At 66.4% G+C, this 24,094-nt stretch carries 19 protein-coding genes; 17 read left to right on the plus strand and 2 right to left on the minus strand.

Annotation, left to right across the window (positions count from 1 at the left end; all coding sequences use genetic code 11):
• The first annotated feature begins 18 nt into the window (after positions 1-18).
• The 3 genes from FJQ54_RS03555 to FJQ54_RS03565 are packed head-to-tail and all read left to right on the plus strand — an operon-like array spanning position 19 to position 5,592.
• Entirely contained in the window at positions 19-1,428 is a 1,410-nt protein-coding gene (locus FJQ54_RS03555; RefSeq protein ID WP_235890304.1) for an efflux transporter outer membrane subunit, read from the plus strand.
• Positions 1,415-2,542, plus strand: a complete 1,128-nt coding sequence (locus tag FJQ54_RS03560) for an efflux RND transporter periplasmic adaptor subunit (protein WP_207790349.1) — start codon at positions 1,415-1,417, stop codon at positions 2,540-2,542. The genes FJQ54_RS03555 and FJQ54_RS03560 overlap by 14 nt, the downstream gene beginning before the upstream one ends.
• Positions 2,539-5,592 carry an efflux RND transporter permease subunit gene (locus FJQ54_RS03565; protein WP_140926911.1) on the plus strand — a complete coding sequence of 1,018 codons (3,054 nt, stop codon included), beginning with the start codon at positions 2,539-2,541 and terminating at the stop codon, positions 5,590-5,592. The genes FJQ54_RS03560 and FJQ54_RS03565 overlap by 4 nt, the downstream gene beginning before the upstream one ends.
• Positions 5,593-5,638: 46 nt before the next feature.
• On the opposite strand, the gene FJQ54_RS03570 is transcribed toward FJQ54_RS03565, so the two are convergent.
• Positions 5,639-6,421, minus strand: a complete 783-nt coding sequence (locus FJQ54_RS03570; RefSeq protein ID WP_140926913.1) for a thioesterase family protein — start codon at positions 6,419-6,421, stop codon at positions 5,639-5,641.
• A gap of 207 nt (positions 6,422-6,628) precedes the next feature.
• Complete coding sequence (locus tag FJQ54_RS03575) at positions 6,629-7,369, minus strand: hypothetical protein (protein ID WP_140926915.1); 741 nt, start codon at positions 7,367-7,369, stop codon at positions 6,629-6,631.
• Positions 7,370-7,494: 125 nt separating this feature from the next.
• Here FJQ54_RS03575 and FJQ54_RS03580 point away from each other — a divergent pair, with 125 nt between their 5' ends.
• From FJQ54_RS03580 to FJQ54_RS03650, 14 genes are all read left to right on the plus strand, one after another.
• Positions 7,495-8,103: a DUF4129 domain-containing protein gene (locus tag FJQ54_RS03580; protein ID WP_140926917.1), complete on the plus strand. Its 609-nt coding sequence runs from the start codon at positions 7,495-7,497 to the stop codon at positions 8,101-8,103.
• Positions 8,100-9,257, plus strand: a complete 1,158-nt coding sequence (locus tag FJQ54_RS03585) for a hypothetical protein (protein ID WP_140926919.1) — start codon at positions 8,100-8,102, stop codon at positions 9,255-9,257. The genes FJQ54_RS03580 and FJQ54_RS03585 overlap by 4 nt, the downstream gene beginning before the upstream one ends.
• Positions 9,254-10,204, plus strand: coding sequence for an AAA family ATPase (locus tag FJQ54_RS03590; protein ID WP_140926921.1), 951 nt, complete (start codon positions 9,254-9,256; stop codon positions 10,202-10,204). Before FJQ54_RS03585 ends, FJQ54_RS03590 begins: the two co-directional genes overlap by 4 nt.
• Before the next feature lie 137 nt (positions 10,205-10,341).
• Positions 10,342-11,532 (plus strand): DUF58 domain-containing protein, encoded by a 1,191-nt coding sequence (locus FJQ54_RS03600; RefSeq protein WP_235890305.1) that lies wholly within the window; start codon positions 10,342-10,344, stop codon positions 11,530-11,532.
• Complete coding sequence (locus FJQ54_RS03605; protein WP_140926925.1) at positions 11,529-12,533, plus strand: stage II sporulation protein M; 1,005 nt, start codon at positions 11,529-11,531, stop codon at positions 12,531-12,533. Before FJQ54_RS03600 ends, FJQ54_RS03605 begins: the two co-directional genes overlap by 4 nt.
• Positions 12,520-13,356: an RDD family protein gene (locus FJQ54_RS03610; RefSeq protein ID WP_140926927.1), complete on the plus strand. Its 837-nt coding sequence runs from the start codon at positions 12,520-12,522 to the stop codon at positions 13,354-13,356. Before FJQ54_RS03605 ends, FJQ54_RS03610 begins: the two co-directional genes overlap by 14 nt.
• 127 nt (positions 13,357-13,483) lie before the next feature.
• The gene (locus FJQ54_RS03615) at positions 13,484-16,402 is read left to right on the plus strand and encodes a monovalent cation/H+ antiporter subunit A (RefSeq protein WP_140926929.1); all 2,919 of its coding nucleotides are present in this window, start codon (positions 13,484-13,486) and stop codon (positions 16,400-16,402) included.
• Complete coding sequence (locus tag FJQ54_RS03620; protein WP_140926931.1) at positions 16,402-16,746, plus strand: Na+/H+ antiporter subunit C; 345 nt, start codon at positions 16,402-16,404, stop codon at positions 16,744-16,746. Before FJQ54_RS03615 ends, FJQ54_RS03620 begins: the two co-directional genes overlap by 1 nt.
• On the plus strand, positions 16,743-18,341 hold the full coding sequence (locus tag FJQ54_RS03625; RefSeq protein WP_140926933.1) for a monovalent cation/H+ antiporter subunit D: 1,599 nt from the start codon (positions 16,743-16,745) through the stop codon (positions 18,339-18,341). The genes FJQ54_RS03620 and FJQ54_RS03625 overlap by 4 nt, the downstream gene beginning before the upstream one ends.
• Positions 18,338-18,826 carry a Na+/H+ antiporter subunit E gene (locus FJQ54_RS03630; protein ID WP_140926935.1) on the plus strand — a complete coding sequence of 163 codons (489 nt, stop codon included), beginning with the start codon at positions 18,338-18,340 and terminating at the stop codon, positions 18,824-18,826. Before FJQ54_RS03625 ends, FJQ54_RS03630 begins: the two co-directional genes overlap by 4 nt.
• Positions 18,823-19,107 (plus strand): K+/H+ antiporter subunit F, encoded by a 285-nt coding sequence (locus tag FJQ54_RS03635; protein ID WP_140926937.1) that lies wholly within the window; start codon positions 18,823-18,825, stop codon positions 19,105-19,107. The genes FJQ54_RS03630 and FJQ54_RS03635 overlap by 4 nt, the downstream gene beginning before the upstream one ends.
• Entirely contained in the window at positions 19,104-19,451 is a 348-nt protein-coding gene (gene mnhG, locus FJQ54_RS03640) for a monovalent cation/H(+) antiporter subunit G (RefSeq protein WP_140926939.1), read from the plus strand. Before FJQ54_RS03635 ends, mnhG begins: the two co-directional genes overlap by 4 nt.
• 103 nt (positions 19,452-19,554) lie before the next feature.
• Complete coding sequence (locus tag FJQ54_RS03645) at positions 19,555-20,451, plus strand: ABC transporter ATP-binding protein (RefSeq protein ID WP_140926941.1); 897 nt, start codon at positions 19,555-19,557, stop codon at positions 20,449-20,451.
• Between the two features lie 10 nt (positions 20,452-20,461).
• A complete protein-coding gene (locus tag FJQ54_RS03650) occupies positions 20,462-24,052 on the plus strand; it encodes an ABC transporter permease/M1 family aminopeptidase (RefSeq protein ID WP_140926943.1) in 3,591 nt (1,196 codons plus the stop codon).
• Positions 24,053-24,094 lie beyond the last annotated feature (42 nt).

Below are 24,094 nucleotides of genomic sequence, written 5' to 3' on the forward strand. Positions count from 1 at the left end.
AACAGCCTTCTGCTGCTCGTGCTGTTGGGCGGGTGCGCCTTGCAGCCCGCCTATCAGCGCCCGGCGTTGCCCATGCCTGCCGCGTGGAGCAACGCCGGGGCGGGTGCGCCGCAGCAAGCCGATGCCGGGGACTGGTGGAAACGGCTGAACGATCCTGCCGTCGATCAGCTTGTTTCGGCGGGCCTCTCCGACAATCCCACGCTCGCGGAAGCGGCGGCGCGCGTCGATCTGGCGCGCGCCGCGCTGGGTTTGGCCGACGCGGAAAAGCCGCCAAAACTGGGTGTGGCGGCCGGCGCGGCGCAGTCCCGCCAACCGGCGGGCACGGCGACCACGCGCCAGAGCGCGGCGGATATCGGGGCCAGCCTCTCTTGGGAGATCGATCTGTGGGGCCGTGTGCGCGCCAGTTCGGCGGCGGCGCACCATCGCCTGACAGCGCGAACGGCGGAAGCCGGGGCCGCGCGGCTGTCCGTCGCCGCCGATATCGCCGATGCGGTGCTGGCGCTGCGCGCGTGCAACCTGCTACTGGACATTCGCGAGCGCGATATTGCGTCACGCGAAACCGAGCTGGAGATCAGCCGCGCCCGGTTGACGCTTGGCAGCATCGCGCCGGCGCGGCTGGCCACCGCGCAAAGCAACCTCGCCTCCGCGCGGACGGATCGCATCGCTCAGGAGGAGGTCTGCACCCGCCTTGTCGATGCGCTGGTGGCGCTGAGCGGCGTGGAAGCTGCGGATGTTCGCAAGGCCATGCAGCAGACCGATGGGCTTGATAGCCAACTGCCCGAGCCGCCGCCATTCGTGCCGGAGCTTCCGGCAACCCTGTTGCTAGGCCACCCCTCGGTGATCGCGGCCGAGCGCGAGGTGGCCGCCAGATGGTCGGACATCGCCGTCGCCCGCGCCGAGCGGCTGCCGCGCCTTGATCTCGCCGCCGCGCTGACGGGGCAGTGGATCCGGGTGCTCGGCTCGAACGCCGCGCTCGTCAGCGGTTCGGCGGGTGCCGCGCTGACGGGGTCGCTGCTGGATGGCGGGGCCGGTGCGGCGAACGTGCGCGGTGCTGAAGCCGCCTATCGGGAGGCGGTGGCGCAACTTGCGGGCGCAGTCCGCGCGGCGGTCCGGGATATCGAAGACGGGCTGGCGGCCCGCCGCTCCGCCGATCAGCGCATCGAAACCACAGTGGCCGCGCTGACGGCTGCGCGGTTCGCCATGCAGGCGGACGAGGCGCGCTGGCGGGCAGGCGCAATCGCCCAATATGAACTGGAAGACTCCCGGCGGCAGTACAACCGCTCTCAGGAAAGCGTAATCGTCGCCATGGCCGACCGGGCGCGGGCGTGGGTCATGCTGGTCCGGCGAAGCGGCACGAGTTGGAATTCCGCCGCCGCCGCATCCGGGCAGGCGGGCCTTGCAAACGGGAGCTTCGATGAACGCGGCTGAGGACAGACATTATGCCGAGGAACTCGCGGCGCAGGCGCAGTCCGGCGTGCCGATGAAGGCCGCCGGTTGCGCCATCGCGGTCGCGCTGCTTCTGGCGCTGGGGATTGGCTATATGCTGTTCGCGGGGGCGGATGCCAACCCGCCCGCCGCGCTGCAAGCCCATCCGGCGCTGACGGTTGCCGTCGCGCGGCCTCGCTTCGAAACATGGCCCGATACGCTGTCTGCCTCCGGCGTGATCGCGCCTTGGGAGGAGGCGAGCATTGGCACCCAGATCGGCAGTTACCAGTTGATCGAGGTGCGCGCGAATGTCGGCGATCAGGTGCGGCGCGGGCAGCTTCTCGCCCGGCTCAATCCGGCCTTGTTGCGGGCCGAGGAAGCGCAACTGATCGCCCGTTACGAGCAGGCAAAGACGAACGACCGGCGCGCGAAAGCGCTGCAGGCGGCGGGCGGCATCAGCGATCAGGATGCGCTGCAATCCGCGACCGACGTGAAAACCGCTTCGGCGATGCTGGCCGCCAAACGGCTGGAGCTGCGCTACACCGCCATCCTCGCGCCGGACGATGGCGCGATCAGCGCCCGCACCGCCACCCTTGGCGCGGTGGTGCCCGCCGGGCAGGAACTGTTCCGGATGATCCGCCGGAACCGGCTGGAGTGGCGCGGCGAACTGACGGCCCAGCAGCTTCCGTCCGTCGTTCCCGGCCAGCGGATCGCGCTGATCCTGCCCGACGGCAGCAGCGCCAGCGCCGTGGTTCGCCAGATCGCCCCGGCGCTGAACGACCAGTCCCGCCTCGCCATCGTCTATGCCGATGTTGAGCCGGGCAGCCGGGCGCGGGCGGGCATGTATGTGGGCGGGAGCATCGCCAGAGGGCAGTCGCCCGCGCTGGTGGTGCCTGCGGACGCGGTGGTGATCCGCGACGGGCACAATCATGTGGTGGAAATCGTCGGGGCGGGGGAGACACCGAAGGTCGCGCTGCGCCGGGTGACGCCGGGCCGCCGCCGGGGGGACACGGTTGAAATCGTGCATGGCCTTGCGGGCAAGGAACGGCTGGTGCTGCGCGGCGGGGCGTTCCTGAACGACGGCGACGTGGTCCGCCTGTCAGGAGCGCCGCGATGAACTTCGCCATCTGGTCGATCCGCAACCCGACCCCCTCCATCCTGCTGTTTTTCCTGCTGACACTGGCTGGCCTCCGCGCCTTCACCCTGCTGCCGGTGCAGGATCTGCCCGATATGTCGCTGCCGTCGGTGTCGGTCGTCGCGATGCTGCCGGGCGCGACGCCTGCGCAACTGGAAACGGAAATCGCGCGGCCCATCGAGGACAGCCTCGCGGGAATCGATGGCATGCGCCACCTCACCACCTCGGTCACCGATGGCACCGTCCGCATCGAGGCAGGGTTCGATCTGGAAAAGCCGCTGTCCGACGCGCTGATCCAGACTAAGGATGCAGTCGACAGCATCCGTTCGGACCTGCCCGCCGACATGCTGCACCCCACCGTCAGCGCCGTCACCTTCGCCGCCGCCCCCGTGCTGGTCTATGCCGTCACCTCCGCGCAAATGGACGAAGCGGAACTGTCGTGGTTCATCGACGACAGGCTGACCAAGGCCGTCCGCGCCGTTCCGGGCGTGGGCAGGGTGGAGCGGCTGGGCGGGGTGCAGCGCGAGGTGCGCGTGACCGTCGATCCCGTGCGCCTTGCAGCTATGGGCGTCACGGCGGTGGACGTTTCGCGCGCGCTGAGGCGGATGCAGCAGCAATCCTCCGGCGGGCGCGGGCAATTGGGCGGCGCGGAACAGTCGGTGCGCACACTGGCGCTGGCGGGGCAGGCATCCGAACTGGCGGCGTTGCCCATTGTGCTGGCCGACGGGCGACGGGTCCGACTGGATCAGGTCGCCACCGTGGCGGACAGCGCAGCGGATCGCACGCAGGCGGCGCTGCTGAACGGCAAGTCCGTCGTCGGCTTCCGGGTGTTCCGGGCGCGGGGCGCAGGGGAAACCGAGGTCGCCGAAGGCGTGGTCGCCGCGCTGGACAAGCTGAAGCGCGACCATCCCGGCCTCGTGCTGATCCCGGCGGGCGGTTCGGTCGATTACACCGTCGAGCAATATGAAGGCTCGATGGGGATGCTCTATGAGGGCGCGTTCCTTGCCATCCTCGTCGTCTGGCTGTTCCTGAAGGACTGGCGCGCCACGCTGATCGCCGCGACCGCGCTGCCGCTCTCCATTCTGCCCACATTCGCCGCGATGCAATGGCTGGGCTATTCGCTCAACACCCTCACTTTGCTGGCGCTTTCGGCCGTTGTCGGCATCCTTGTCGATGATGCCATCGTGGAGGTGGAGAATATCGAGCGCCACCGGCGCACAGGGAAACCCGTCGTGCAGGCGACGGAAGAGGCTGTCTCTGAAATCGCCAGGGCGGTGATCGCGACGACCATGACGCTGGTGGCGGTGTTCCTGCCCACGGCGATGATGTCGGGCTTCGCCGGCCTCATCTTCAAGCCGTTTGGCTGGACTGCGGTGATCGCGGTGCTGGCCTCGCTGCTGGTCGCCCGCCTGCTGACGCCGATGCTGGCCGCTGCCTTCCTGAAGGGCGCGCCCGCCACCGAAGTGGAGGACGGGCCGGTGATGCGCCACTATCTTCGCGCCGTGCACTGGTCCCTCACGCATCGCGGGGCCACCATTGCTGCGACGCTGATATTTCTCGCTGCGTCTGTTGCGCTGGTGCCGCTGATCCCCACGGGGTTCCTGCCGGCCGATGACCGCAGCATGACCGAACTCTCCATCGAACTGCCGCCGGGCAGCGCCTTGCAGGCCACCGCTCAGGTCGCCGAGGAGGTCCGGCTTGCGCTGAAAACCGTTCCGGGCATCGAAAGCGTTTTCACCGTGGTCGGAGAGGCCGAAGCCGATGGCGACGCGGTGGGGGAAGTCCGCCGCGCCGCGCTGACCTTGCTGCTGAAACCGCGCGGTTCAAGGCCAACGAAATCGGAAATCGAGACCGCCGTGCGGGAGCGGCTGGCCAGTATCCCCGGTGCGCGATTTGCGGTGGGCGACGGCGGCAGCGGCCAGCTGGAACTGGTGCTGGCGGGCAGCGACTCCCGCGCGCTCACAGCCACCGCCCAACGGCTGGAGCGCGAACTGAGAGGCGTCGGCAGCCTGTCCAACATCAGCTCCACCGCCAGCCTCGACCGGCCGGAAATCGTCATCCGGCCCGATCTGCAACGCGCGGCCGAACGCGGTGTCAGCACCGAGGAACTGGGCGAAGTGGTGCGCATCGCCACCAGCGGCGATTTCGATGCCGACGTCGCCCGGCTGAACCTCGACAACCGGCAGATTTTCATCCGCACCCGCATCGCCGACGCGGCGCGACAGGATATCGACGCCATCGCCAGCCTGCGTGTGGGCGGCCGCGACGGGCTGCTGCCGCTTTCCAGTATCGCCGATATCACCATCGAGAGCGGCCCGTCGCGCATCGAGCGCTACGACCGCGAGCGCACCATCCGCATCAGCGCAGACCTGAACGGCATGGCCGAGGGCGATGCGCTGGCCCGTGTGGATGCCCTGTCGGCCGTTCGCGCCAAGCCATCCGGCATCGCCCTGATCCCGGCGGGCGGGGCGGAAATCGGCGAGGAACTGGCAAGCGGCTTCGTCACCGCGCTGATCGCGGGCATATTGTGCATCTATTGCGTGCTGGTGCTGCTGTTCCGCGATTTTCTGCAACCGGTCACCATCCTGTCGGCGATCCCGCTCTCGGTCGGCGGCGCGTTTCTGGCGTTGCTGCTGGCGGGCAGTTCGCTGAACATGCCCGCGATGATCGGCCTCGTGATGCTGATGGGTATCGTCACCAAGAATTCGATCCTGCTCGTCGAATACGCCATCCTTGGCATCCGCGAACGCAGGATGACCCGCCATGACGCCCTGACAGACGCCTGCCACAAACGCGCCCGCCCCATCCTCATGACCAGCGTGGCGATGATCGCGGGCATGCTGCCGATTGCGCTGGGTTACGGCGCAGACGCCAGCTTCCGCCAGCCGATGGCGATCGCCGTGATCGGCGGGCTGATCACCTCCACTTTCCTCAGCCTGCTGGTGGTGCCGGTGGCCTTCACATTCGTGGACGACTTCGAACGATCGCTGCGCGGCATGCTGCGGCCCTTGGGCAGTATTTCCACACCCTGATTTCGGCGCGCGCTGCCTGCGCGCCTCACCGGGCGAAGTCGCTGGCCTAATCGTAAAGCGCGACGAGCTGGCGGGCTTCCAGAATGGGCGCGCCGTCGGCGGTCCACATGCGGGTCAGCTGCACAGAGGTGCCGTCCTGCACATGGGTGCTGCTGGTTTGGGTGAGCAGCCAGTCCGTGGGCGGGGGAGGTTCGGCGAACAGGTCGATGCTCCAGTTGACGGTGCTGATGGGGGCGGGTTGCGCGAAGATGGGAAACACGGCCGGGGGCGAGGCGTCTGCCAGTGCGACCAGCGCGGCTTCATCGTGCGGAGCCGCGTTCTTGTGGCGCAGCCAGAGCAGCAATTCCGGGCGCGCCGCGCCTGAAAAGGGGATGCCGCCGCCTACGAAGCGACCGTCGAAGTTGCTGGTGCTGCGCGGCGCGCCGGGGGCGTCGAACAGGGCAAAGCCCTTGTCCGGCGGCGGCGCGGTCGGGGCGGGCAGATCCTGAAAGCTGTGCCGGGATTGGCGTGGCGCGGCGAATGTCAGCAAGGCTCGCGCGGACAAGGCACCGTCGGCCATCACATCCACCGACACGAAGCTGGCCGAACGGCCTTGGCGCAGCAGCTGCGGGTGCAGCGAAACCGGACCGGCGGCAGGCCCGACAAAGACGAATTGCGCAGACCGCAGCGGCGGCAGCCCCGGCAATTCCGCGCGCGCGGCGGCAACGGACAGTGCGCCGATTAGCCCGCCGTAAATGGTGCGGCCCTGCAGCCAGTTCTCGTCCGCCGTCGCCAGATAAGCGTCTTCGGATCGGGAGAGAGCGGCGAGGGTGTGGAGCAGGGGTGTCATCGAAAACGGTTGATATCAGCATCCGCCCGACGGTGGGAAGCGGTTAGAGCCCGTTTGGGAATTCGGCAGTTGAGGGCCTGCGAGGGCTTTTTCGTGCTGGCGAGGAGCGGAATACGGCGCGATGCGGAGCCATCGAGCCGTGTTTCGCGACGAAGCCAGCGCGGAAAAGACCCGCAGAACCGACCTGCCGAATTCCCAAACGGGCTCTTAGAACACCGCCGCGATATCCGCTGCCTCGTCGCCTTCGCGCGCGGTTTTCAGATGGCGATAGAGGGTGGCTGCCAATACCGGAACCAAGATGGCCCAGAGCATCCCCGCAAACACGCTCGTGAACGGGCCTGCCCATTCCGATATTCTCTGGGCGGCGGTCTGCAAGCCGGACGCCAGCGCGGCCGCCACGAACACCATCAGCATCAGCAAAAACACCCGCCAGCGCGACCCGCGCGTGAGATTGCGGCTGCGCGATAGTGCGGCGCGAATGCCCGGCCGTTCCGCGACATAGGCGGCATCTGCCACCCACAGCATGGTATAGACCATCAACCCGGGCACGTAGAGCAGGACAGCAGCCATTATCGACAGAAAATAAACAAGAAACCGCACGCCCAGCATGGGCAGGAACAGCCGCACTCCCATGCGCAGCGCCTCGGCCACGCCTGTTTGATGCCCGCGCTGGCGTTCCAGCGTGAAGAACAGGGTGCCGACAAAGCAGAGGTGGGCGATCGCCAGCGTGATCAGAGACACGGATGATGCAAGCGAGCCGGTGATAGACGTGAACACCAGCTCCGGCTTTTCCTGCAGTCCCAGAGACTTCTGCACGACTGCCAATGCGACAGCCGCCAGCAGCGAAGGCGCACTGATCAGCAGCAGCGGTCGCCATTGGGCGCGGAGGAAGCCGAAGGTGTCGCCCAGAACGTCGCCAACCCGCACAGGCTCTGAAAGATACGCCATGAGACCGCTGTGAGACCCTTGTTACACTGTGTTGCGGGCCATGATTTCGTGCCCGCGCGGGTTTGTCCAGCACTTGCGGATGGCGGCCCGCTCTTCCATGATGCGGTTCTTGTATAAGGGAAGCGTTGGCCGGCACAGTGGCGGAATTCGACGAGCGCTACGAGAAACTGCTGGCCGCTGGCGATATCCAGACCAGTATGGAGCCATTCGTCCAGCCGGAGCCTCCGGCCTGGCTGAAGTGGCTTGCGCGGTTTCTGGGCGAATATGGCGAGATCGTCGCCTATGTCGGGCTGGCGCTGGGCGCGTTGTTGCTGCTGTGGCTGTTGGTGCCTGCGCTGCGGGCGATGGTGTGGCGGCTGCCGCTGTTTCGCCGCAAGGCGGCGGCGGACGAGCCAGACGAAGGCTGGCGGCCGGATGAGGCAGGCGCGCGGGCGCTGCTGGCGGAGGCGGACAGCCTCGCCGAAAGCGGCCGCTTTGGTGAGGCCGTGCATGCCTTGCTGCTGAAATGTCTGGAGGAACTGGAGCGGCTGCGCCCCGGCCTGCTGCGCCCGGCGCTGACAAGCCGGGAAATCGCCCGCGCGCCCGCCTTGCCCGCGAGCCCGCGCACGGCCCTGTCTGCCATCGTGGCGACGGTGGAGCGCGCGATCTTCGCCAGCCGCCCCATCTCACAGGCGGATTGGGATGTGTGCCGCGACGCCTATGGCCGCTTCGTTACCCGGCAGGACTGGCGATGACGGCCCCGATCACCACCCGGCGGCTGATCGTGCTGGGCGCGATCTTCGCGCTGGCGCTGGCGGCGTTCGTGCTGCTGCTGGCCTTCACGCCTGCGCGGCTGATGGGCGGCGAAACGGCGGGATCGGCGCAGGGCAGGGCGGCCACCGGTTTCGCCGGGCTGCAACGGCTGCTGCCGCCAGCCGAAGACGGTGACCCCATCGACAGCGAAGAACTGCTGATCGTGATCCTGCCGCCGCATGGGCTGGATGCCGACACGCGGGACCTGTTGCACGAGCGGCGCACGGGCAAGGCGACCTTGCTGGTGCTCCCCAAATGGAATGTGGTGGCCGAACCGATGCAGCCGGGCCGTGTCCGCTCCGCCGGGCTTCAGCGGCCCGCCTTTCCGGGCGAGCCGGGCGTGACGGTGGAGCAGGATGAGGCCCCCGCGAAGGGCATGCTGAAGGGGCGGGATTATATGGAGGGCTGGGATATGCAGCCCGCGCTGAAATCCCAACAGTGGCTGGAGGGGGACAATGTCATTCCGCTACTGGTGACGGCAGAGGGGCGCGCTGTCCTCGCCGAGATCGGCAACGCGGATGAAGACAAGATTCTTCTGGTGCTGGCGGACCCGGACCTGCTGAACAACCTTGCCATGGCGGATCGCAAGCGGGCGGGTGCCGCGGTGGGGCTGGTGGCCGCGCTGAACAGCACCGGCAGCGAAAGCGCCTCTGTGATCGACGCGGCCGAACTGGCCGCTGGCCGCAACCTGCTGCGCCTGCTGCTGACGCCGCCTTTCCTTGCGATGACGCTGGTGCTGCTGGCGCTGCTGCTGTTCGGCGGCTGGCAGGCGCTGATCCGCTTCGGCGCGCCGGTGGTGCCGCCGCCCGCCATCCTGCCCGGCAAGGAAGCGCTGGTGGAGAACGCTGCCGGGCTGCTGCGGATGGCGGGGCGCGAAGCGCTGGCCGCGCCGCCCTACGCCCGGCTGATCGCCCGGCAGGCCGCCGAGGAGTCGGGCATCCCGCCGATGGAAGACGCCCGGCTGTGGCCGTTGCTGGACCGCATCGGCGACGGGCGCTTCACCGAATTGGCGACTGACATGACCAACGCCGGGCGGGCCGAGATGCCGGGGGCCGCGCAGGCGCTGTATGAGTGGAAAGAAGGGTTGAAGCAGTGACGATTGTTCAGGATCTGGGCGGGCGCATCCGCGAAGCCGTCGGCCGCGCGGTGGTGGGGCAGGGCGATGCGGTGGAGCTGATGCTCGTCGCCATGCTGTCCTCCGGGCATATTCTGCTGGAGGGGCCGCCGGGCACCTCCAAGACCTTCCTTGCCCAATGTTTCGCCGCCGTGCTGGGGCTGGATTATGGCCGTATCCAGTTCACGCCGGATCTGATGCCCGGCGATATCATGGGCAGCAGCCTGTTCGATTTCCAGACGAGCAGCTTCCGGCTGACGAAGGGGCCGCTGTTCTGCGAACTGCTGCTGGCCGATGAAATCAACCGCACCCCGCCGCGCACGCAGGCAGCACTGCTGGAGGCGATGCAGGAGCGCGCCGTCACGCTGGACGGCGAGACGCACAAATTGTCTGACCGCTTCATGGTGATCGCTACGCAGAATCCCATCGAGCAGCAGGGCGTCTATCCGCTGCCCGAAGCGCAGCTGGACCGCTTCCTGTTCAAGCATGTGATGCAATGGCCGGACGAAGCCGAGGAAGAACGCATCGTCGCCACCCATGGTGCGCGGCATGGGGCGCAGCATCCGGGCGACTGGGGCATCGGCCAGCTAATCAGCCGCGCGGAGATCGAGGCGGCGTCGGCGGCAGCCATTGCCGTGCCGATGGTGGAGGAGGTGACGCGCTATGTGGTGCGGCTGATCCGCGCCACCCGCTCGGCACCCGATATAGCCGTGGGTGCGTCGCCGCGCGCGGGGGCGATGCTGGCAGCGGCGGCCCGCGCCCGCGCCGCGCTGGATGGGCGCGATTATGTGATCCCCGATGATGTGAAGGCGCTGGCCCGCCCGGCGCTGAGGCACCGGCTGATCCTCTCCCCGGCGGCGGAGATCGAGGGCAAGCTGGTGGACGAGGTGGTGGACCGGCTGATCGAGAGCGTCGAGGTGCCGCGTTGACGCAGATACGGCAGCAGAACCGGGCCTATCCCACGCGGCGGCTGGTGCTGCTGCTGGCGGCGCTGCTGCCGGTGGCGCTGGCGCTGGCCGTGTTCCGGCCGGCGCTGTAGCTGGCCGCGCCCGCGCTGCTGTTGCTGGTGGCGTTGCTGGCGCTGTGCGATTGGGCCTGGGCGCCCGCGCAATCGCAACTGGCGCTGGCGCTGGATCATCCGCCGGGGGTGGATGTGGGTGCGCCCCTGCGCCTTGGCGTCACAGCGCGTTTTGATCGCAACCCGCCGCGCGCCATCGAATTGTCCACGGATCGCGATCCACTGCTGGAACAGTCCGGCGGACGCGCGCGCGCGGACTTCACGGGCGATGAAGCCGCCGCCACTTTTGACATGCGCGCCAGCGGTCGCGGAACCGCGTTGCTGCGGCAGTTGTGGTCACGCTGGCATGGGCCGCTGGGCCTGATGTGGCGGCAACGGCGAGACGATGTGGAGGCAGGCATCGCCATCCTGCCGGACATGGCCCCCACAAGGCGCGAGGCGGCAGCCGCCATGTCGGCGCAGCATTTCGGCCAGCGGCGGCAGAACCGGCGCGGGGAGGGCGGCGAATATGAAGCGCTCACCGAATTCCGCGCGGGCATGAGCCGCCGCGCCATCGACTGGAAGCACAGCGCTCGCGCCACCCGGCTCGTCGCGCGCGAATATCGGATCGAGCGCAACCAGCAGCTGTTGCTGGTGATCGACAGTGGCCGCGCCATGTCTGAACCGATGGATGGCGTGGCGCGGGTGGACAGGGCCGTGGCCGCCGCGATGCAGATCGCCTACGCAGCGCTGAGGGATGGCGATCAGGTGGGCTTCCACGCCTTCGATTCCCGCCCGCGCGTGCAGTTGCCGCCGGTTTCCGGCCCGCGCGCTTTCACCGCCATCCGCCACGCCGCTGCCAGCGTGGCCTGTTCTGATCGGGAGGCGAACCATGTGTTCGGCCTCACCAGCATCGCGGGCAAGCTGGGGCAGCGGGCGACGCTGCTGATCTTCACCGAATTCACCGACATGGCGGCCGCCGAACTGATGCTGGGGGCCGTGACGCCCTTGCTGCGCAAGCATCTGCTGCTGTTCGTGCTGCAGAAGGATGCGGAACTGGAAGCCGTCGCCGCCCGGCCGCCGCACGAGATCGACGATATCAGCCGCGCCGTGGCGGCGGGCGCGCTGCTGGACGAACGGCGGCTGGTGATTGCCCGGCTGCGCCGGATGGGCGCGGAGGTGGTGGAGGCCCCGGCCGGAGAGGCAGGAACGCGCGCGATCGAACGCTATCTGCAACTGAAGCAGCGGGGGCGGGTATGACGGAGGCGTTCCAGCGCCCGGTGGACGGGATGACGGGCTTCCGCGCCGCGCACGAGCCGGGCTGGCGGCGGCTGGCCGACATCGTGGCGCTGGCAGAGCGCAAATCGGTGAAAGCGCTGCCGGACGAGGATCTGATGGCGCTGCCCTTGCTCTATCGCGAGCTGCTGTCGTCGCTCTCCGTGGCGCGCGAGGCTTCGCTGGATCGCTCGCTGATCGGCTGGCTGGAGCAGCTGGCGGCGCGCAGCTACCTGCTGATCTATGGCGTGCGCACCGGGATCATGGCGCGGCTGGGCGAATTCTTTGCCCGAGACCTGCCGCGATCCGTCCGTGCGCTGTGGCGCGAAATCGCCGTGGCGGCGCTGCTGCTGGCGGTGGGCACGCTGGCGGGCTGGTTGCTGGTGGCGCAGGATCCGGGCTGGTATCAGCGGCTGATGCCCGCCGATCTGGGCGGCGGCCGCAGCTTCAGTTCCAGCAAGGCGGAACTGGAAGCCGTGCTGGGCGGGCATGACAGGGGCCTGCTGGCCTTTTCCACCATGTTGTTCACCCACAACAGCAAGGTCGCGATCCTGTGCTTCGCGCTGGGCTTCCTGCTGGGCATCCCCACCATCCTGATGCTGGTGATGCAGGGCGTGACGACGGGCGCGCTGTTCGCGCTCTATGCCAGCCACGGGCTGACGCTGGAGTTGCTGGCGTGGATCATGATCCACGGCACCACCGAAATCCTCGCCATCCTGCTGGCGGGCGGGGCCGGGATCAGGATCGGCCTTGCCGCCCTGTTCCCGGGAGAGCGCAGCCGGATGGATTCCATTCGTGCGGCGGGCCGCACCGGCGGCACGGTGATGGCAGGCGTGGTGCTGATGCTGTTGCTGGCGGGCGTGATCGAAGGGGTGGGGCGGCAGACCATCACCGATATGGGCGCGCGGCTGATCATCGGCGGCACGCTGCTGGCGCTGTGGCTGGGCTATTTCACCTTCGGCGGGCGCAGCGATGGCGCGCGCTGAGGCCCGGCGTATCCTGACGCCGGAGGGCGTGCCGCTGGGCCTTCGCCCGGCCGACATGGGCGCGCGCATCGGAGCTTATCTGCTGGACCTGCTGATCGTCTGGAGCAGCATGCTGCTGCTGGCGCTGCCGTTGATCCTTGGCGCGGTTAACATTCCGGGATTCGCCGGGGAATGGGTGATCATCGCCATCATCCTCATCCATTTCGCGCTGTCGAACGGCTATTTCATCGTGATGGAAATGGGCCCGCGCGGGGCCACCTTTGGCAAGCGGCGCGCGAAGTTGCGAGTGATCGCCACGGATGGCTCCCGGCTGACGGCGGATGCGGTGATCGCCCGCAATTTGATGCGCAACCTCGAATTCTCGCTGCCGCTCAGCATGTTGGGCGGTGCGGCATCCGGCAGCAGTCTGCCCGCGCTGCTGGGGCTGCTGTGGACGGGCGTGTTCCTGATCTTTCCCTTCGTCAGCCGCGATCATCAGCGCGTGGGCGATCTGCTGGCGGGCACGCTGGTGGTGGAGATGCCGCCGCGCGACCTTCAGGAGCCCCCGGCCGAAATCGACGGCAACTGGCGCTTCACAGACGCCGAGCTGGACATTTACGGCGCGCACGAACTGCAAACGCTGGACGATGTGCTGGAAGTGGGCGACCCGCAGGTGATGGCGCGGGTGGCCGATGCGATTCGCGCGCGGACGGGGATTCGCCGAGTGGGGCCGGATGGGCCGTTCCTGCACGCCTATCGGCTGGCGCTGCGCGAGCGGCTGCAGCGCGGGATGCTGTTCGGCCACCTAAAAGAGCGGCGCGTGGGGAGCGACGTGCCGGGCTGATCCCGCCCGCACTTTCACTTTTTTTCAGCATTCGCCAAACTTTGGCTTGCGTCTGCGGCGCTTCGTCACCGATTAAGGGGTTGAGCGCGAACGCTCGAGGCCGCTGGCGAAGGAGCTGACGACCCCGATGACACCGCAACATCTGTTGTTGCTGATTGTGGCGCTGCCGTTCCTCGGCAGCTTTGCCGCTGCATTCCTGCCCACCCGGGCCCGCACCCAGGCGACCTTGCTCGCCGGGCTGATCGCGGTCGTCGGGGCGGTGGGGATCGGCAGCCTGTATCCGGCCGTTTCGCAAGGGCAGATTCTGCTCAGTGTCACCCCGTGGCTGCCGTCGCTCGACCTGAACCTGACGTTCCGGCTGAGTGGCGTTTCGTGGCTGTTCGCGATGCTGGTGCTGGTGATGGGCGCTTTGGTGATCCTCTATGCCCGCTATTACATGTCCGATGAAGATCCGGTTCCGCGCTTCTTCTCGTTTCTGCTCGCCTTCATGGGCTCGATGCTCGGGGTGGTGCTGTCGGGGAACCTGATCCAGATCGCCTTCTTCTGGGAGGTGACGAGCCTGTTTTCCTTCCTGCTGATCGGCTACTGGCACCACAACCAGAGCGCGCGGGACGGCGCGCGCATGGCGCTGATGGTGACGGGCGCGGGCGGAATCTGCCTGATGCTGGGCTTCATCCTGCTGGGGCAGATGGCGGGCGGCTTCTCGCTGGATACGGTGCTGGCTTCTAAGGACGCGATCCATTCCAGCCCCTATTATCCGCTGGCGCTGGCGCTGATCCTGATCGGCTGCTTCACCAAGAGCGCGCAATTCCCCTTCCACTTCTGGCTGCCGCACGCGATGGCCGCGCCGACACCGGTTTCCGCCTATCTGCATTCCGCCACGATGGTGAAGGCAGGTGTGTTCATCCTGATCCTGCTGTGGCCGGTGCTGTCTGGCACAGATCTCTGGTATTTCGCGGTGGCGCCTATCGGAGCGATCACGCTGCTGATCGGGGCGTGGGTGGCGATCTTCCAGCAGGATCTGAAGGGCTTGCTGGCCTATTCCACCATCAGCCATCTGGGGCTGATCGTGCTGCTGCTGGGGCTGGGCAGCCCGCTGGCGGCCGTGGCGGCGATCTTCCACACGGTGAACCACGCCACCTTCAAGGCCTCCCTGTTCATGGCGGCGGGCATCATCGATCATGAAACCGGCACGCGCGATATCCGCAAGCTGGGCGGGTTGTGGAACTACATGCCCATCACCGCCACGCTGGCAATGGTGGCGGCAGCGGCAATGGCGGGCGTGCCCCTGCTGAACGGCTTCCTGTCGAAGGAAATGTTCCTCGCCGAAGTGCTGGAGGATCACAGCGGCACGCTGATCGACGCTGTGCTGCCATGGCTCGCCACCATCGCCAGCGCCTTTGCGGTGCTCTATTCGATCCGCTTCATCCATCAGGTGTTCTTCGTGGCCCCGCCCGAACCGCTCCCGCGCACCCCGCACGAGCCGCCGCCATGGATGCGCCGCCCCATCGAGATTCTGGTGCTGGCCTGCCTGCTGATCGGCATCTTCCCGGCCGCCACCATCGGGCCGTTCCTTGCGAGCGCGGTGCGCGATACGCTGGGTGATCAGGCCCCCGCCTACAGCCTTGCGGTGTGGCACGGCTTCAACCGGCCGCTGTTCCTCAGCCTCACGGCGCTGGCGGGCGGGCTGATCCTCTATATCCTGTTCGGCGGGCGGCTGAACGCGGCGAAGGCGTCCCCCGTCGTCGGCCGGCTGAAGGCGCGCCGCACGTTTGAAGCGGTGGTGGAACGGGGAATCGCGATTGCGGGCTGGCTGCATGCGCTGGCAGGCACCCGCCGCCTGCAACCGCAGTTGCGCGTGCTGATGATTTTCGCACTGGCCGCCGCCGCGCTGCCGTTCCTGTTCCTCGGCTATTCCGTGGGCAGCGAGCGCTGGACGGGGGTGGACCCGGTGTTCGCGCTGCTGTGGCTGATCGGCGGCAGCTGCGCGCTGGCGGCGGCATGGACGGCGAAGTTCCACCGTCTGGCCGCGCTCATCCTTGTTGGCGCGGCGGGGCTGGCGACCTGCATCAGCTTCGTCTGGCTCTCTGCCCCCGATCTGGCCTTGACGCAGTTGCTGGTGGAAATCGTGACGACGGTTCTGCTGCTGCTGGGCCTGCGCTGGCTGCCCAAGCGGCAACCGGATATCTGGCCGGAAACCCGTATGCCGGTGCAGGTGCTGGCCCGCCGGGGCGGCGATCTCGCCATCGCCATCATCGCCGGACTTGGCATGGCGCTGATTTCCTATGCGGTGATGACGCGCCCGGTGACAGACAGCATCGCCGATTTCTTCACCCGCAACGCCTATGCTGAGGGCGGCGGCACCAACATCGTCAACGTGATTCTGGTGGATTTCCGCGCCTTCGATACGCTGGGCGAAATCACTGTGCTCGCTATCGTGGCCATCACGGTCTTTTCGCTGCTGCGCAGGTTCCGTCCCGCGTCGGACAGTATCGAAACCCCCGAACAGCAGCGGGTGCAGGCCGATTTTGACCGCCGCCACGCGGACCGCGAAGTGGGCGATACCGTCACGGACGCGCTGATGGTGCCGCGCCTCATCATGCAGTGGATGTTCCCGGTGATCATCACCTTCGCGCTCTATCTGCTGCTGCGCGGCCATGATCTGCCGGGCGGCGGCTTTGCGGCGGGGATCGCCATGTCCATCGGCATCCTGTTGCAATATATGGCGATGGGCACGCGCGAGGTGGAGGATCGGCTGATGGTGCTGCCCATCAACTGGATCGGCATCGGCATGCTGGCCGCCGCGCTGACGGGGGCGGGCGCATGGCTGTTCGGCTATCCGCTGCTCACCACCTTCTTCCGCTATCTGGATGTGCCGCTGATCGGCGAAGTGCCTGCCGCCAGTGCGCTGCTGTTCGATCTGGGCGTGTTCGCCGTCGTCGTGGGATCGACGGTGCTGGTGCTGATCGCGCTGGCGCACCAATCCATCCGCACCCCGCGCGCGGCGCGCCCCGCCGAACCCAAAGCCGGGGAGGAGCAGGGCTGATGGAAATCGTGCTCGCACTCGCCATCGGAATCCTCACCGGTTCGGGTGTGTGGCTGCTGCTGCGCCCGCGCACCTTTCAGGTGATCATCGGGCTGGCGCTGCTGTCTTACGCGGTGAATTTGTTCATCCTTTCGATGGGGCGGCTGCGCGTGGATGCGCCGCCGATCATCCGAAAGGGCGTGCCCGTCGATCCGGCGGCGTTCGTCGATCCGGTGCCGCAGGCGCTGGTGTTGACGGCCATCGTCATCTCCTTCGCGACCACGGCGCTGATGCTGGTGGTGCTGCTCGCCTCGCGCGGGCTCACCAACACGGACCATGTCGATGGAGAGGAGAGCCAGCAATGACGGGCTGGCTCCACCATCTGATCGTGCTGCCGATCGTGCTGCCGATGGTCGCCAGCGCGATCATGCTGCTGCTGAGCGACAGGTTCCGGCAGGGCATCGCGCTGGGCACCACTGCGCTGCTGGTCGCCATTGCGGCGGCGCTGCTGATGCAGACGATGGCCGCAGGGGAGCCGTGGGTGGGTTCCTACCGGCTGGGCAACTGGGCGGCCCCGTTCGGCATCGTGCTGGTGGTGGACAGGCTGTCTGCGATGATGCTGATGCTGACATCGGTGCTGGGCTTCACCGCGCTGCTCTATGCGCTGGCCCGCTGGGATCGCGCGGGGCCGCGTTTCCATGTGCTGTTCCTGCTGTTGCTGATGGGCCTGAACGGCGCGTTTCTGACGGGCGATATCTTCAACCTGTTCGTATTCTTCGAAATCTTCCTTGCCGCCTCTTACGGGCTGGTGCTGCACGGCTCGGGGCAGGAACGGGTGAGCGCGGGCTTCCATTACATCAGCATCAATGTGGCGACCTCGCTCTTGTTCCTGATCGGCGTCAGCATGCTCTATGGTGTCACGGGCACGCTCAACATGGCCGATCTGGCGGTGCGCATCCCCAACGTGCCGCCCGAGGATGTGACGCTGCTGGAATCAGGCGCGTCCATTCTGGGCATCGCCTTCCTCGTGAAGGCGGGCACATGGCCGCTGGGGCTGTGGCTGCCGCGAACCTACGCTGCCGCCGCGCCGCCCGTTGCCGCCATGTTCGCGATCATGAGCAAGGTGGGCATCTACATCATCCTGCGGCTGTCGATGCTGCTGTTCGGCGACGAGGCCGGGATGGCCGCCAGCTTCGCGAATGATTGGCTGCTGATCGGCGGCATGGCGACCATCGCCTTCGGAACCGTGGGCATCCTTTCGGCGAACACGCTCACCGGCATCGCCGGCCATTATATCCTCGTGTCGTCCGGCACGCTGCTGGCCGCAATCGGCACCGGCAGCGAGCGGGTGCTGGCGGGCGCGCTGTTCTATCTCGTCAGTTCCACGCTTGCGATCAGCGCCTTCTACCTTGTGGTGGAACTGGTGCAGCGCGGCAGTGCAGGCGAGGAAGCCGTCTCAGAACCGGTGTTCGAGGATGAGTATGTCGGCGCGCACGCCGTGGAGGAAGACAATGAAATCGGCGTCGCCATCCCGGCCACGCTCGCCATCATCGGCGGCGGTTTCGCCTTTTGCGCGCTGCTGCTCTCGGGCCTGCCGCCATTGTCCGGCTTCATCGCCAAGTTCGCCATCATCGACGGCCTGCTCGCCCAGCGGCAGACGGTGGCCCCGCAGACATGGCTGCTGATTTTCCTGATCCTGGGCGCGGGCTTTGCCGCCCTGATCGCCACGATGCGCGCCGGGATCGACATGATCTGGACGCCGGAAGACGTGAAAACCCCCGCGCTGGACATCGTGGAGGCAGTCCCTATCGCCATCCTGCTGACAATCTGCCTGTCCCTGATGCTGTGGGCCGGGCCGGTGATGTCATTCATGGAAGCGACGGTCAGCAATCTGGACGATCGCGCCGTCTATTCCGGTGCGGTGCTGCCCGAGCCACCTGCCGAAAGCGCCCGGCCATGAGGCGGCTGCTCCCCTATCCGGGCTTCGCGGGCGCGCTGCTGTTGATGTGGCTGCTGCTCTCCCAGTCGGTTTCTCTCGGCCATATCCTGCTGGGTAGCCTGATCGCGCTGCTGGCGACGAACGCCATGTCCGCGCTGCAACCGGAATCCGTGCGCATCCGCCCCTCGCTGGCGATTCCAAGGCTGGCGCTTATCGTGCTGGTGGACATCTTCCGCTCGAACCTCGCGGTGGGGCGCATCATTCTGTTCGGCAAGCCTGCGCACCATCGCTCAGGCTATCTGCAACTGCCGCTACAGCTGCAGGATCGCTATGGCCTCGCGATCCTCGCCATGATCCTCACGGCCACGCCCGGCACGCTGTGGCTGCAATATGATCGCTCGCGCAGCGTGTTGCTGTTGCACGTGCTGGATCTGGTGGACGATCAGCAGTGGATCGACCTGATCCGCAACCGCTACGAACGTTTGCTGATGGAGATTTTCGAGTGAACGCCCAGTTGATTCTGGCGCTGGCCATCACCGCCTCGCAGTTGATCCTCGGCTTTGCGATGGCCTGCGCGACATGGCGGGTGATCGTCGGCCCGCGCGCGCAGGATCGGGTGCTGGGGCTGGACACGCTTTATGTGAACTCCATGCTGCTGCTGATCACCTTCGGCATTCAGACGGGCCGGACGCTCTATTTCGAAGCCGCGCTGGTGATCGGCATGCTGGGCTTCACCGGCACCGTGGCGCTGGCGAAATTCCTGATGCGCGGGGAGGTGATCGAATGACACAGGCACCCGATCTTCCGCTCTGGGCCGCGATCCTCACGGCCTTTTTCCTGCTGGCGGGATCGCTGATCACGGCGATTGGTTCGTTCGGCCTCGTCCGGCTGAAGAATTTCTACGAGCGGGTGCACGCCCCCACGCTTGGCACCACGCTGGGGGCAGGGGGGGTGCTGATCGCCTCGATGATCTGCTTCTCCGTGCTGAAGGGGCGGCCGGTGGTGCATGAAGTGCTGATCGCGCTGTTCCTCACCATCACCACGCCTGTCACGCTGATGCTGCTGGGCCGCGCGGCCCTGTATCGGGATCGGACGGAGCAGCAGCCCGACATCCCGCGCGATTTCGACTAACGCCATCTGTCGAAAATACGCCTCTGGCCATCGCGTTTCGGGCATGCCAGTTTCCAATGTCACCGCCCGGATATATCGGGCCGCCGGATAAAGGCTTTCCCGCATGCTGGACCTGACGAACGTAACCCATGTCTACCCCAACGGCACCCGCGCGCTGGACGATGTGACGCTGTCGATCCCCAAGGGCATGTTCGGGCTGCTCGGCCCCAATGGCGCGGGCAAGTCCACGCTGATGCGCACCATCGCCACGCTGCAGACCCCCACCTCCGGCGGCATCCGCTTCGGCGACATCGACGTGATCGCCAATCCTGAGGCGCTTCGCCGCCGCCTTGGCTATCTGCCGCAGGATTTCGGTGTTTATCCGCGCGTGTCGGCCTACGATATGCTGGAACATATGTGCGTGCTGAAGGGCATCGCCACCGCCGCCGAGCGCAAGGCGACGGTGGAAACGCTGTTGAACCAGACGAACCTGTGGAACGTCCGCAAAAAGGCCATCGCCGGTTTTTCCGGCGGGATGCGGCAGCGCTTCGGCATCGCGCAGGCGCTGATCGGCAACCCCGATCTCATCATCGTGGACGAACCCACCGCCGGGCTGGACCCGGAAGAGCGCAACCGCTTCCTGAACCTTCTGGCGGAAATCGGCGAGAATGTGGTGGTGATCCTCTCCACCCATATCGTGGAGGATGTGGCCGATCTCTGCCCGAATATGGCGGTGCTGGCGGGCGGTCGCATCCAGCTTCAGGGGGCGCCGCTCGATCTCATTGAAAAGGCGCGCGGCACTGTCTGGGGCAAGGCCATCCCGCGCGATCAGCTGGAAGCCTATGCGCAAAGCCATGAACTGATCTCCACCCGCCTGTTCGCCGGGCGCACCATTATCCATGTGCTGTCAGAGGGCGATCCGGGAGACGGGTTCGCGACGGTTGATGGCGGGCTGGAGGATGTCTATTTCGCCACGCTGGCGAAAACCCGCCGCCCCGCGCCCGCCGCAATCGCCGCCTGAGGCCCGGCAGATGTTCAAACATATCGCCGGCTTCGAGCTGCGCTACCAGCTGCGCAACCCCGTATTCTGGGTTGTCTGCGTCCTGTTTTTCCTGCTGACCTTTGCGGCCACCACGATCGAGGAAGTGTCGATCGGCTCGGGCGGCAACGTGAACGTCAACAGCCCCTATGCGATCCTGCAGACGCATCTGGTGCTGTCGATCTTCTTCATGTTCGTCACCACGGCCTTCGTCGCCAATGTGATCGTGCGCGATGACGAATCCGGCTTCGGCCCGATGGTGAAATCCACCCGCGTGTCGAAGTTCGATTATCTGTTGGCGCGCTTCCTTGGCGCGTTCATGGCGGCAGCAATCGCCTTTCTGGTGGTGCCGTTCGCCATCTGGCTGGGCAGCCTGATGCCATGGGTGGATAAGGAAACCATCGGCCCGAATGTCCTCGGCCAATATGCCTGGGCGTGGGCGGTGATCGCGGTTCCCAACATCCTGCTCACGTCGGCGATCTTCTTCGCGGTTGCCACCCTCACACGCTCGATGATGTACAGCTATCTGGGCGTCGTGGTGTTTCTGGTGCTCTATCTGGTCGTCACCGGCATCATCGGCTCCAAGCCGGAGCTGCGCGAACTGGCTGCCTTCGTGGAGCCGTTCGGCTTCGGTGCCATCGGCAACGCCACCCGTTACTGGACAGCGGCCGAACGCAATTCGCTGATGCCACCGCTCGTCGGGCCGCTCTTGTGGAACCGGCTGATCTGGATGGGCGTGGCGCTGGCCGCGCTCGGCTTCGCCTATGCCCGCTTCTCCTTCGGAGACAAGGGCGCTTCGAAACGCGCGCTGGCCCGGCAGGCCCGGCGCGAGGCAAAGCTCGCCGCCACGCCGCCGCAGATCGTTTCGCCGCTGCCCGCCGCCCGCCCGGATGAGGCATGGTGGCCGCGCCTTGCCGCGCGCACCCGCTTCGAAATGGCGCAGGTGTTCAAAAGCCCCGCCTTCATCGTGCTGCTGCTGATCGGCCTGTTCAACGCGGGTGGCGCGCTCTGGTATGCGAACGAAATCTACGGCACGCCCGCGCGCCCGCTGACCTTCGCGCTGATCGAACTGCTGATCGGCACCTTTGCGCTGATCCCGTTGATCATCGCCATCTATTATGCGGGCGAGCTGGTCTGGCGCGATCGCGACCGCAAGATGCACGAGATCATCGACGCGACCTCGCTGCCCAACTGGGCCTATCTGGTGCCCAAGGTGATCGCCGTTTCCGCCGTGCTGTTCGCGACGCTGCTGATTTCGGTGGTCGCCTCGGTGATCATTCAGCTGATCCGCGGCCAGACGGACCTGCAACTGGGCCAGTATCTGCTGTGGTATATCCTGCCGCTGACTGTCGACATGGTGATCCTCTCGGTGCTCGCCGTGTTCGTGCAGGCGCTCAGCCCGAACAAATATGTCGGCTGGGCGATCATGGTCGTCTACATCGTCGCCACCATCAGCCTGAAGACGATGGGCTTCGAACATCCGCTCTACCTCTATGGGGAAACCGGCCGTGTCCGCTTCTCCGACATGAACGGAGACAATGTGGGCGGTGCCACCGCGTGGTGGCTCCGGCTGTACTGGGGAGCCTTCGCGCTGATCCTTGCGGTGCTGGCGCACCTGCTGTGGCGGCGCGGCACGGCGGTTTCGCTGAAATCCCGCCTGCAACGCATGCCTGCCCGGCTGAAGGGCGCGCCCGGCCTGCTGCTGTTGGCAGGCGCGCTGATCGCCGGCGGAACCGGGGCTTTCATCTTCCACAATATGAACGTGCTGAACCCCTATCGCACGCAGGACGACAATGAAGCCCGCCTTGCCGCGATCGAGAAGAAATATCTGAAATATGAGAAGCTTCCGCAGCCCGCGATCACGGATATCAAGCTGGATGTCGATCTTCACCCGGCGGAAAAACGCGCCGATTTTCGGGGCCGCTATGCGCTGGTGAACAATCGCGACGTTCCCATCAGCGATCTGCACATCCAGTTGAACAACCCCGATCTGAAGCTGCTTTCGCTGACGATTCCGGGTGCAACGCTGGTGTCTGACGATCCCGAACTTGGCTATCGCATCTACCGCTTCGCCAGGCCGCTTCAGCCGGGCGAGACCGCCAGCCTCGAATTCCACACAAGGCTCTGGCAGCAGGGCTTCCGCGCGCAGGGGGACAGCACAAGCATCATCCCCAACGGCAGCTTCCTGAACAACAGCGATTTCGCCCCGCTGATCGGGATGGACCGTTCCGGCCTGCTGAGCGACCGGGTGAAGCGCCGCAAGCAGGGCCTGCCCGCCGAACTGCGCCCGGCGAAGCTGGAGGATATGTCTGCCACGCAGCGCAACTATGTCGGCAACGCCGCATGGGTTTCAGCCGATATCACCGTGACCACCGATGCAGACCAGACGCCTATTGCCCCCGGCGACAAGGTGTCAGACGTCTCGAAAGACGACCGCCGCACCGCGCGCTTCGTCTCGAAGGGGCCGATCCTCAGCTTCTTCTCCGTCCAGTCCGCCCGCTATGCGGAAAAGACGCTGGACGACAATGGCGTGAAGCTGAGCGTGTTCTACCACCCCGGCCATGAAGCCAATGTGGAGACGATGCTGAAGGCGATGAAGGCGAGCCTCGATTATTATCGGGCGAATTTCGGGCCTTATCAGTTCGATCACGCCCGCATCATCGAATTTCCGGGCTATGCCACCTTCGCGCAGGCGTTCGCGGGCACCATGCCCTATTCGGAATCCATCGGTTTCCTCGCCGACACGTCGGACCCGGACGCGATCGACTACCCCACCTATGTGACGGCGCATGAAGTGGCGCACCAATATTGGGCGCACCAGATCATCAGCGCGGATATGCAGGGCGGCACCATCTGGGTGGAAACGCTGGCGCAATATTCGGCGCTGATGGTGATGAAGCAGCTCTATGGCGAGGATAAAATCCGCCGCTTCCTGAAATATGAGCTGGACAATTACCTGCGCAACCGGGGCGGCGAAGCCATTGAGGAATTGCCGCTGAACCGCGTGGAAAATCAGGGCTATATCCATTACCGCAAGGGCTCTCTCGCGCTCTACCTGCTGGCAGACCGGCTGGGCGAGGACCGGGTGAACGCCATGCTGGCGGAGATGCTGAAGAAATACCGCTTCACCGGCCCGCCCTATGTGCGTTCGACGGACCTTGTGGATGGCTTCAAATCGCTCGCCCGCACGCCGGAGGAACGGCAGCTGGTGGAAGATCTGCTGGAGAAGATCACCATCTTCGATCTGAAGGCCCCCACCGCCAGCACCCGCAAGCTGCCGGACGGAAATTGGGAAACCACGCTCAACGTCTCCGCCGCGAAGGCCTATGCTGATGGCAAAGGCAAGGAAACGCCCGCCCCGCTGGCAGACAGCATCGACGTGGGCCTGTTCAAGGCCCGGCCGGGGCAGGGTGCGTTCTCGAAAGCGGACGTGATCCTGATGGAACGCAGGCCCGTTCGCTCGGGCGAGCAGAAAATCGTGATCGTCACGAAAGAGAAGCCCGCGTTCGCCGGGATCGACCCCTACAACAAATATGTGGACCGCAACTCCGACGACAATGTGACCGCCGTGACGGGGGGCTGACCCGCCCCCCGCTACATCTTGCGTTCATTTTTATCCGGCAAA

This window comes from Sandaracinobacter neustonicus (assembly GCF_006385875.1).
Lineage (GTDB): Bacteria > Pseudomonadota > Alphaproteobacteria > Sphingomonadales > Sphingomonadaceae > Sandaracinobacteroides > Sandaracinobacteroides neustonicus.

Excerpts from the sequence above, each read along its gene's own strand:
- FJQ54_RS03570 (WP_140926913.1), bottom strand. The coding sequence starts at position 6,421 with ATGACACCCCTGCTCCACACCCTCGCCGCTCTCTCCCGATCCGAAGAC.
- mnhG (WP_140926939.1), top strand. The coding sequence starts at position 19,104 with ATGACACAGGCACCCGATCTTCCGCTCTGGGCCGCGATCCTCACGGCC.
- FJQ54_RS03575 (WP_140926915.1), bottom strand. The coding sequence starts at position 7,369 with ATGGCGTATCTTTCAGAGCCTGTGCGGGTTGGCGACGTTCTGGGCGAC.
- FJQ54_RS03620 (WP_140926931.1), top strand. The coding sequence starts at position 16,402 with ATGGAAATCGTGCTCGCACTCGCCATCGGAATCCTCACCGGTTCGGGT.
- FJQ54_RS03560 (WP_207790349.1), top strand. The coding sequence starts at position 1,415 with ATGAACGCGGCTGAGGACAGACATTATGCCGAGGAACTCGCGGCGCAG.
- FJQ54_RS03585 (WP_140926919.1), top strand. The coding sequence starts at position 8,100 with ATGACGGCCCCGATCACCACCCGGCGGCTGATCGTGCTGGGCGCGATC.
- FJQ54_RS03645 (WP_140926941.1), top strand. The coding sequence starts at position 19,555 with ATGCTGGACCTGACGAACGTAACCCATGTCTACCCCAACGGCACCCGC.
- FJQ54_RS03650 (WP_140926943.1), top strand. The coding sequence starts at position 20,462 with ATGTTCAAACATATCGCCGGCTTCGAGCTGCGCTACCAGCTGCGCAAC.
- FJQ54_RS03625 (WP_140926933.1), top strand. The coding sequence starts at position 16,743 with ATGACGGGCTGGCTCCACCATCTGATCGTGCTGCCGATCGTGCTGCCG.
- FJQ54_RS03615 (WP_140926929.1), top strand. The coding sequence starts at position 13,484 with ATGACACCGCAACATCTGTTGTTGCTGATTGTGGCGCTGCCGTTCCTC.
- FJQ54_RS03610 (WP_140926927.1), top strand. The coding sequence starts at position 12,520 with ATGGCGCGCGCTGAGGCCCGGCGTATCCTGACGCCGGAGGGCGTGCCG.
- FJQ54_RS03565 (WP_140926911.1), top strand. The coding sequence starts at position 2,539 with ATGAACTTCGCCATCTGGTCGATCCGCAACCCGACCCCCTCCATCCTG.
- FJQ54_RS03605 (WP_140926925.1), top strand. The coding sequence starts at position 11,529 with ATGACGGAGGCGTTCCAGCGCCCGGTGGACGGGATGACGGGCTTCCGC.
- FJQ54_RS03630 (WP_140926935.1), top strand. The coding sequence starts at position 18,338 with ATGAGGCGGCTGCTCCCCTATCCGGGCTTCGCGGGCGCGCTGCTGTTG.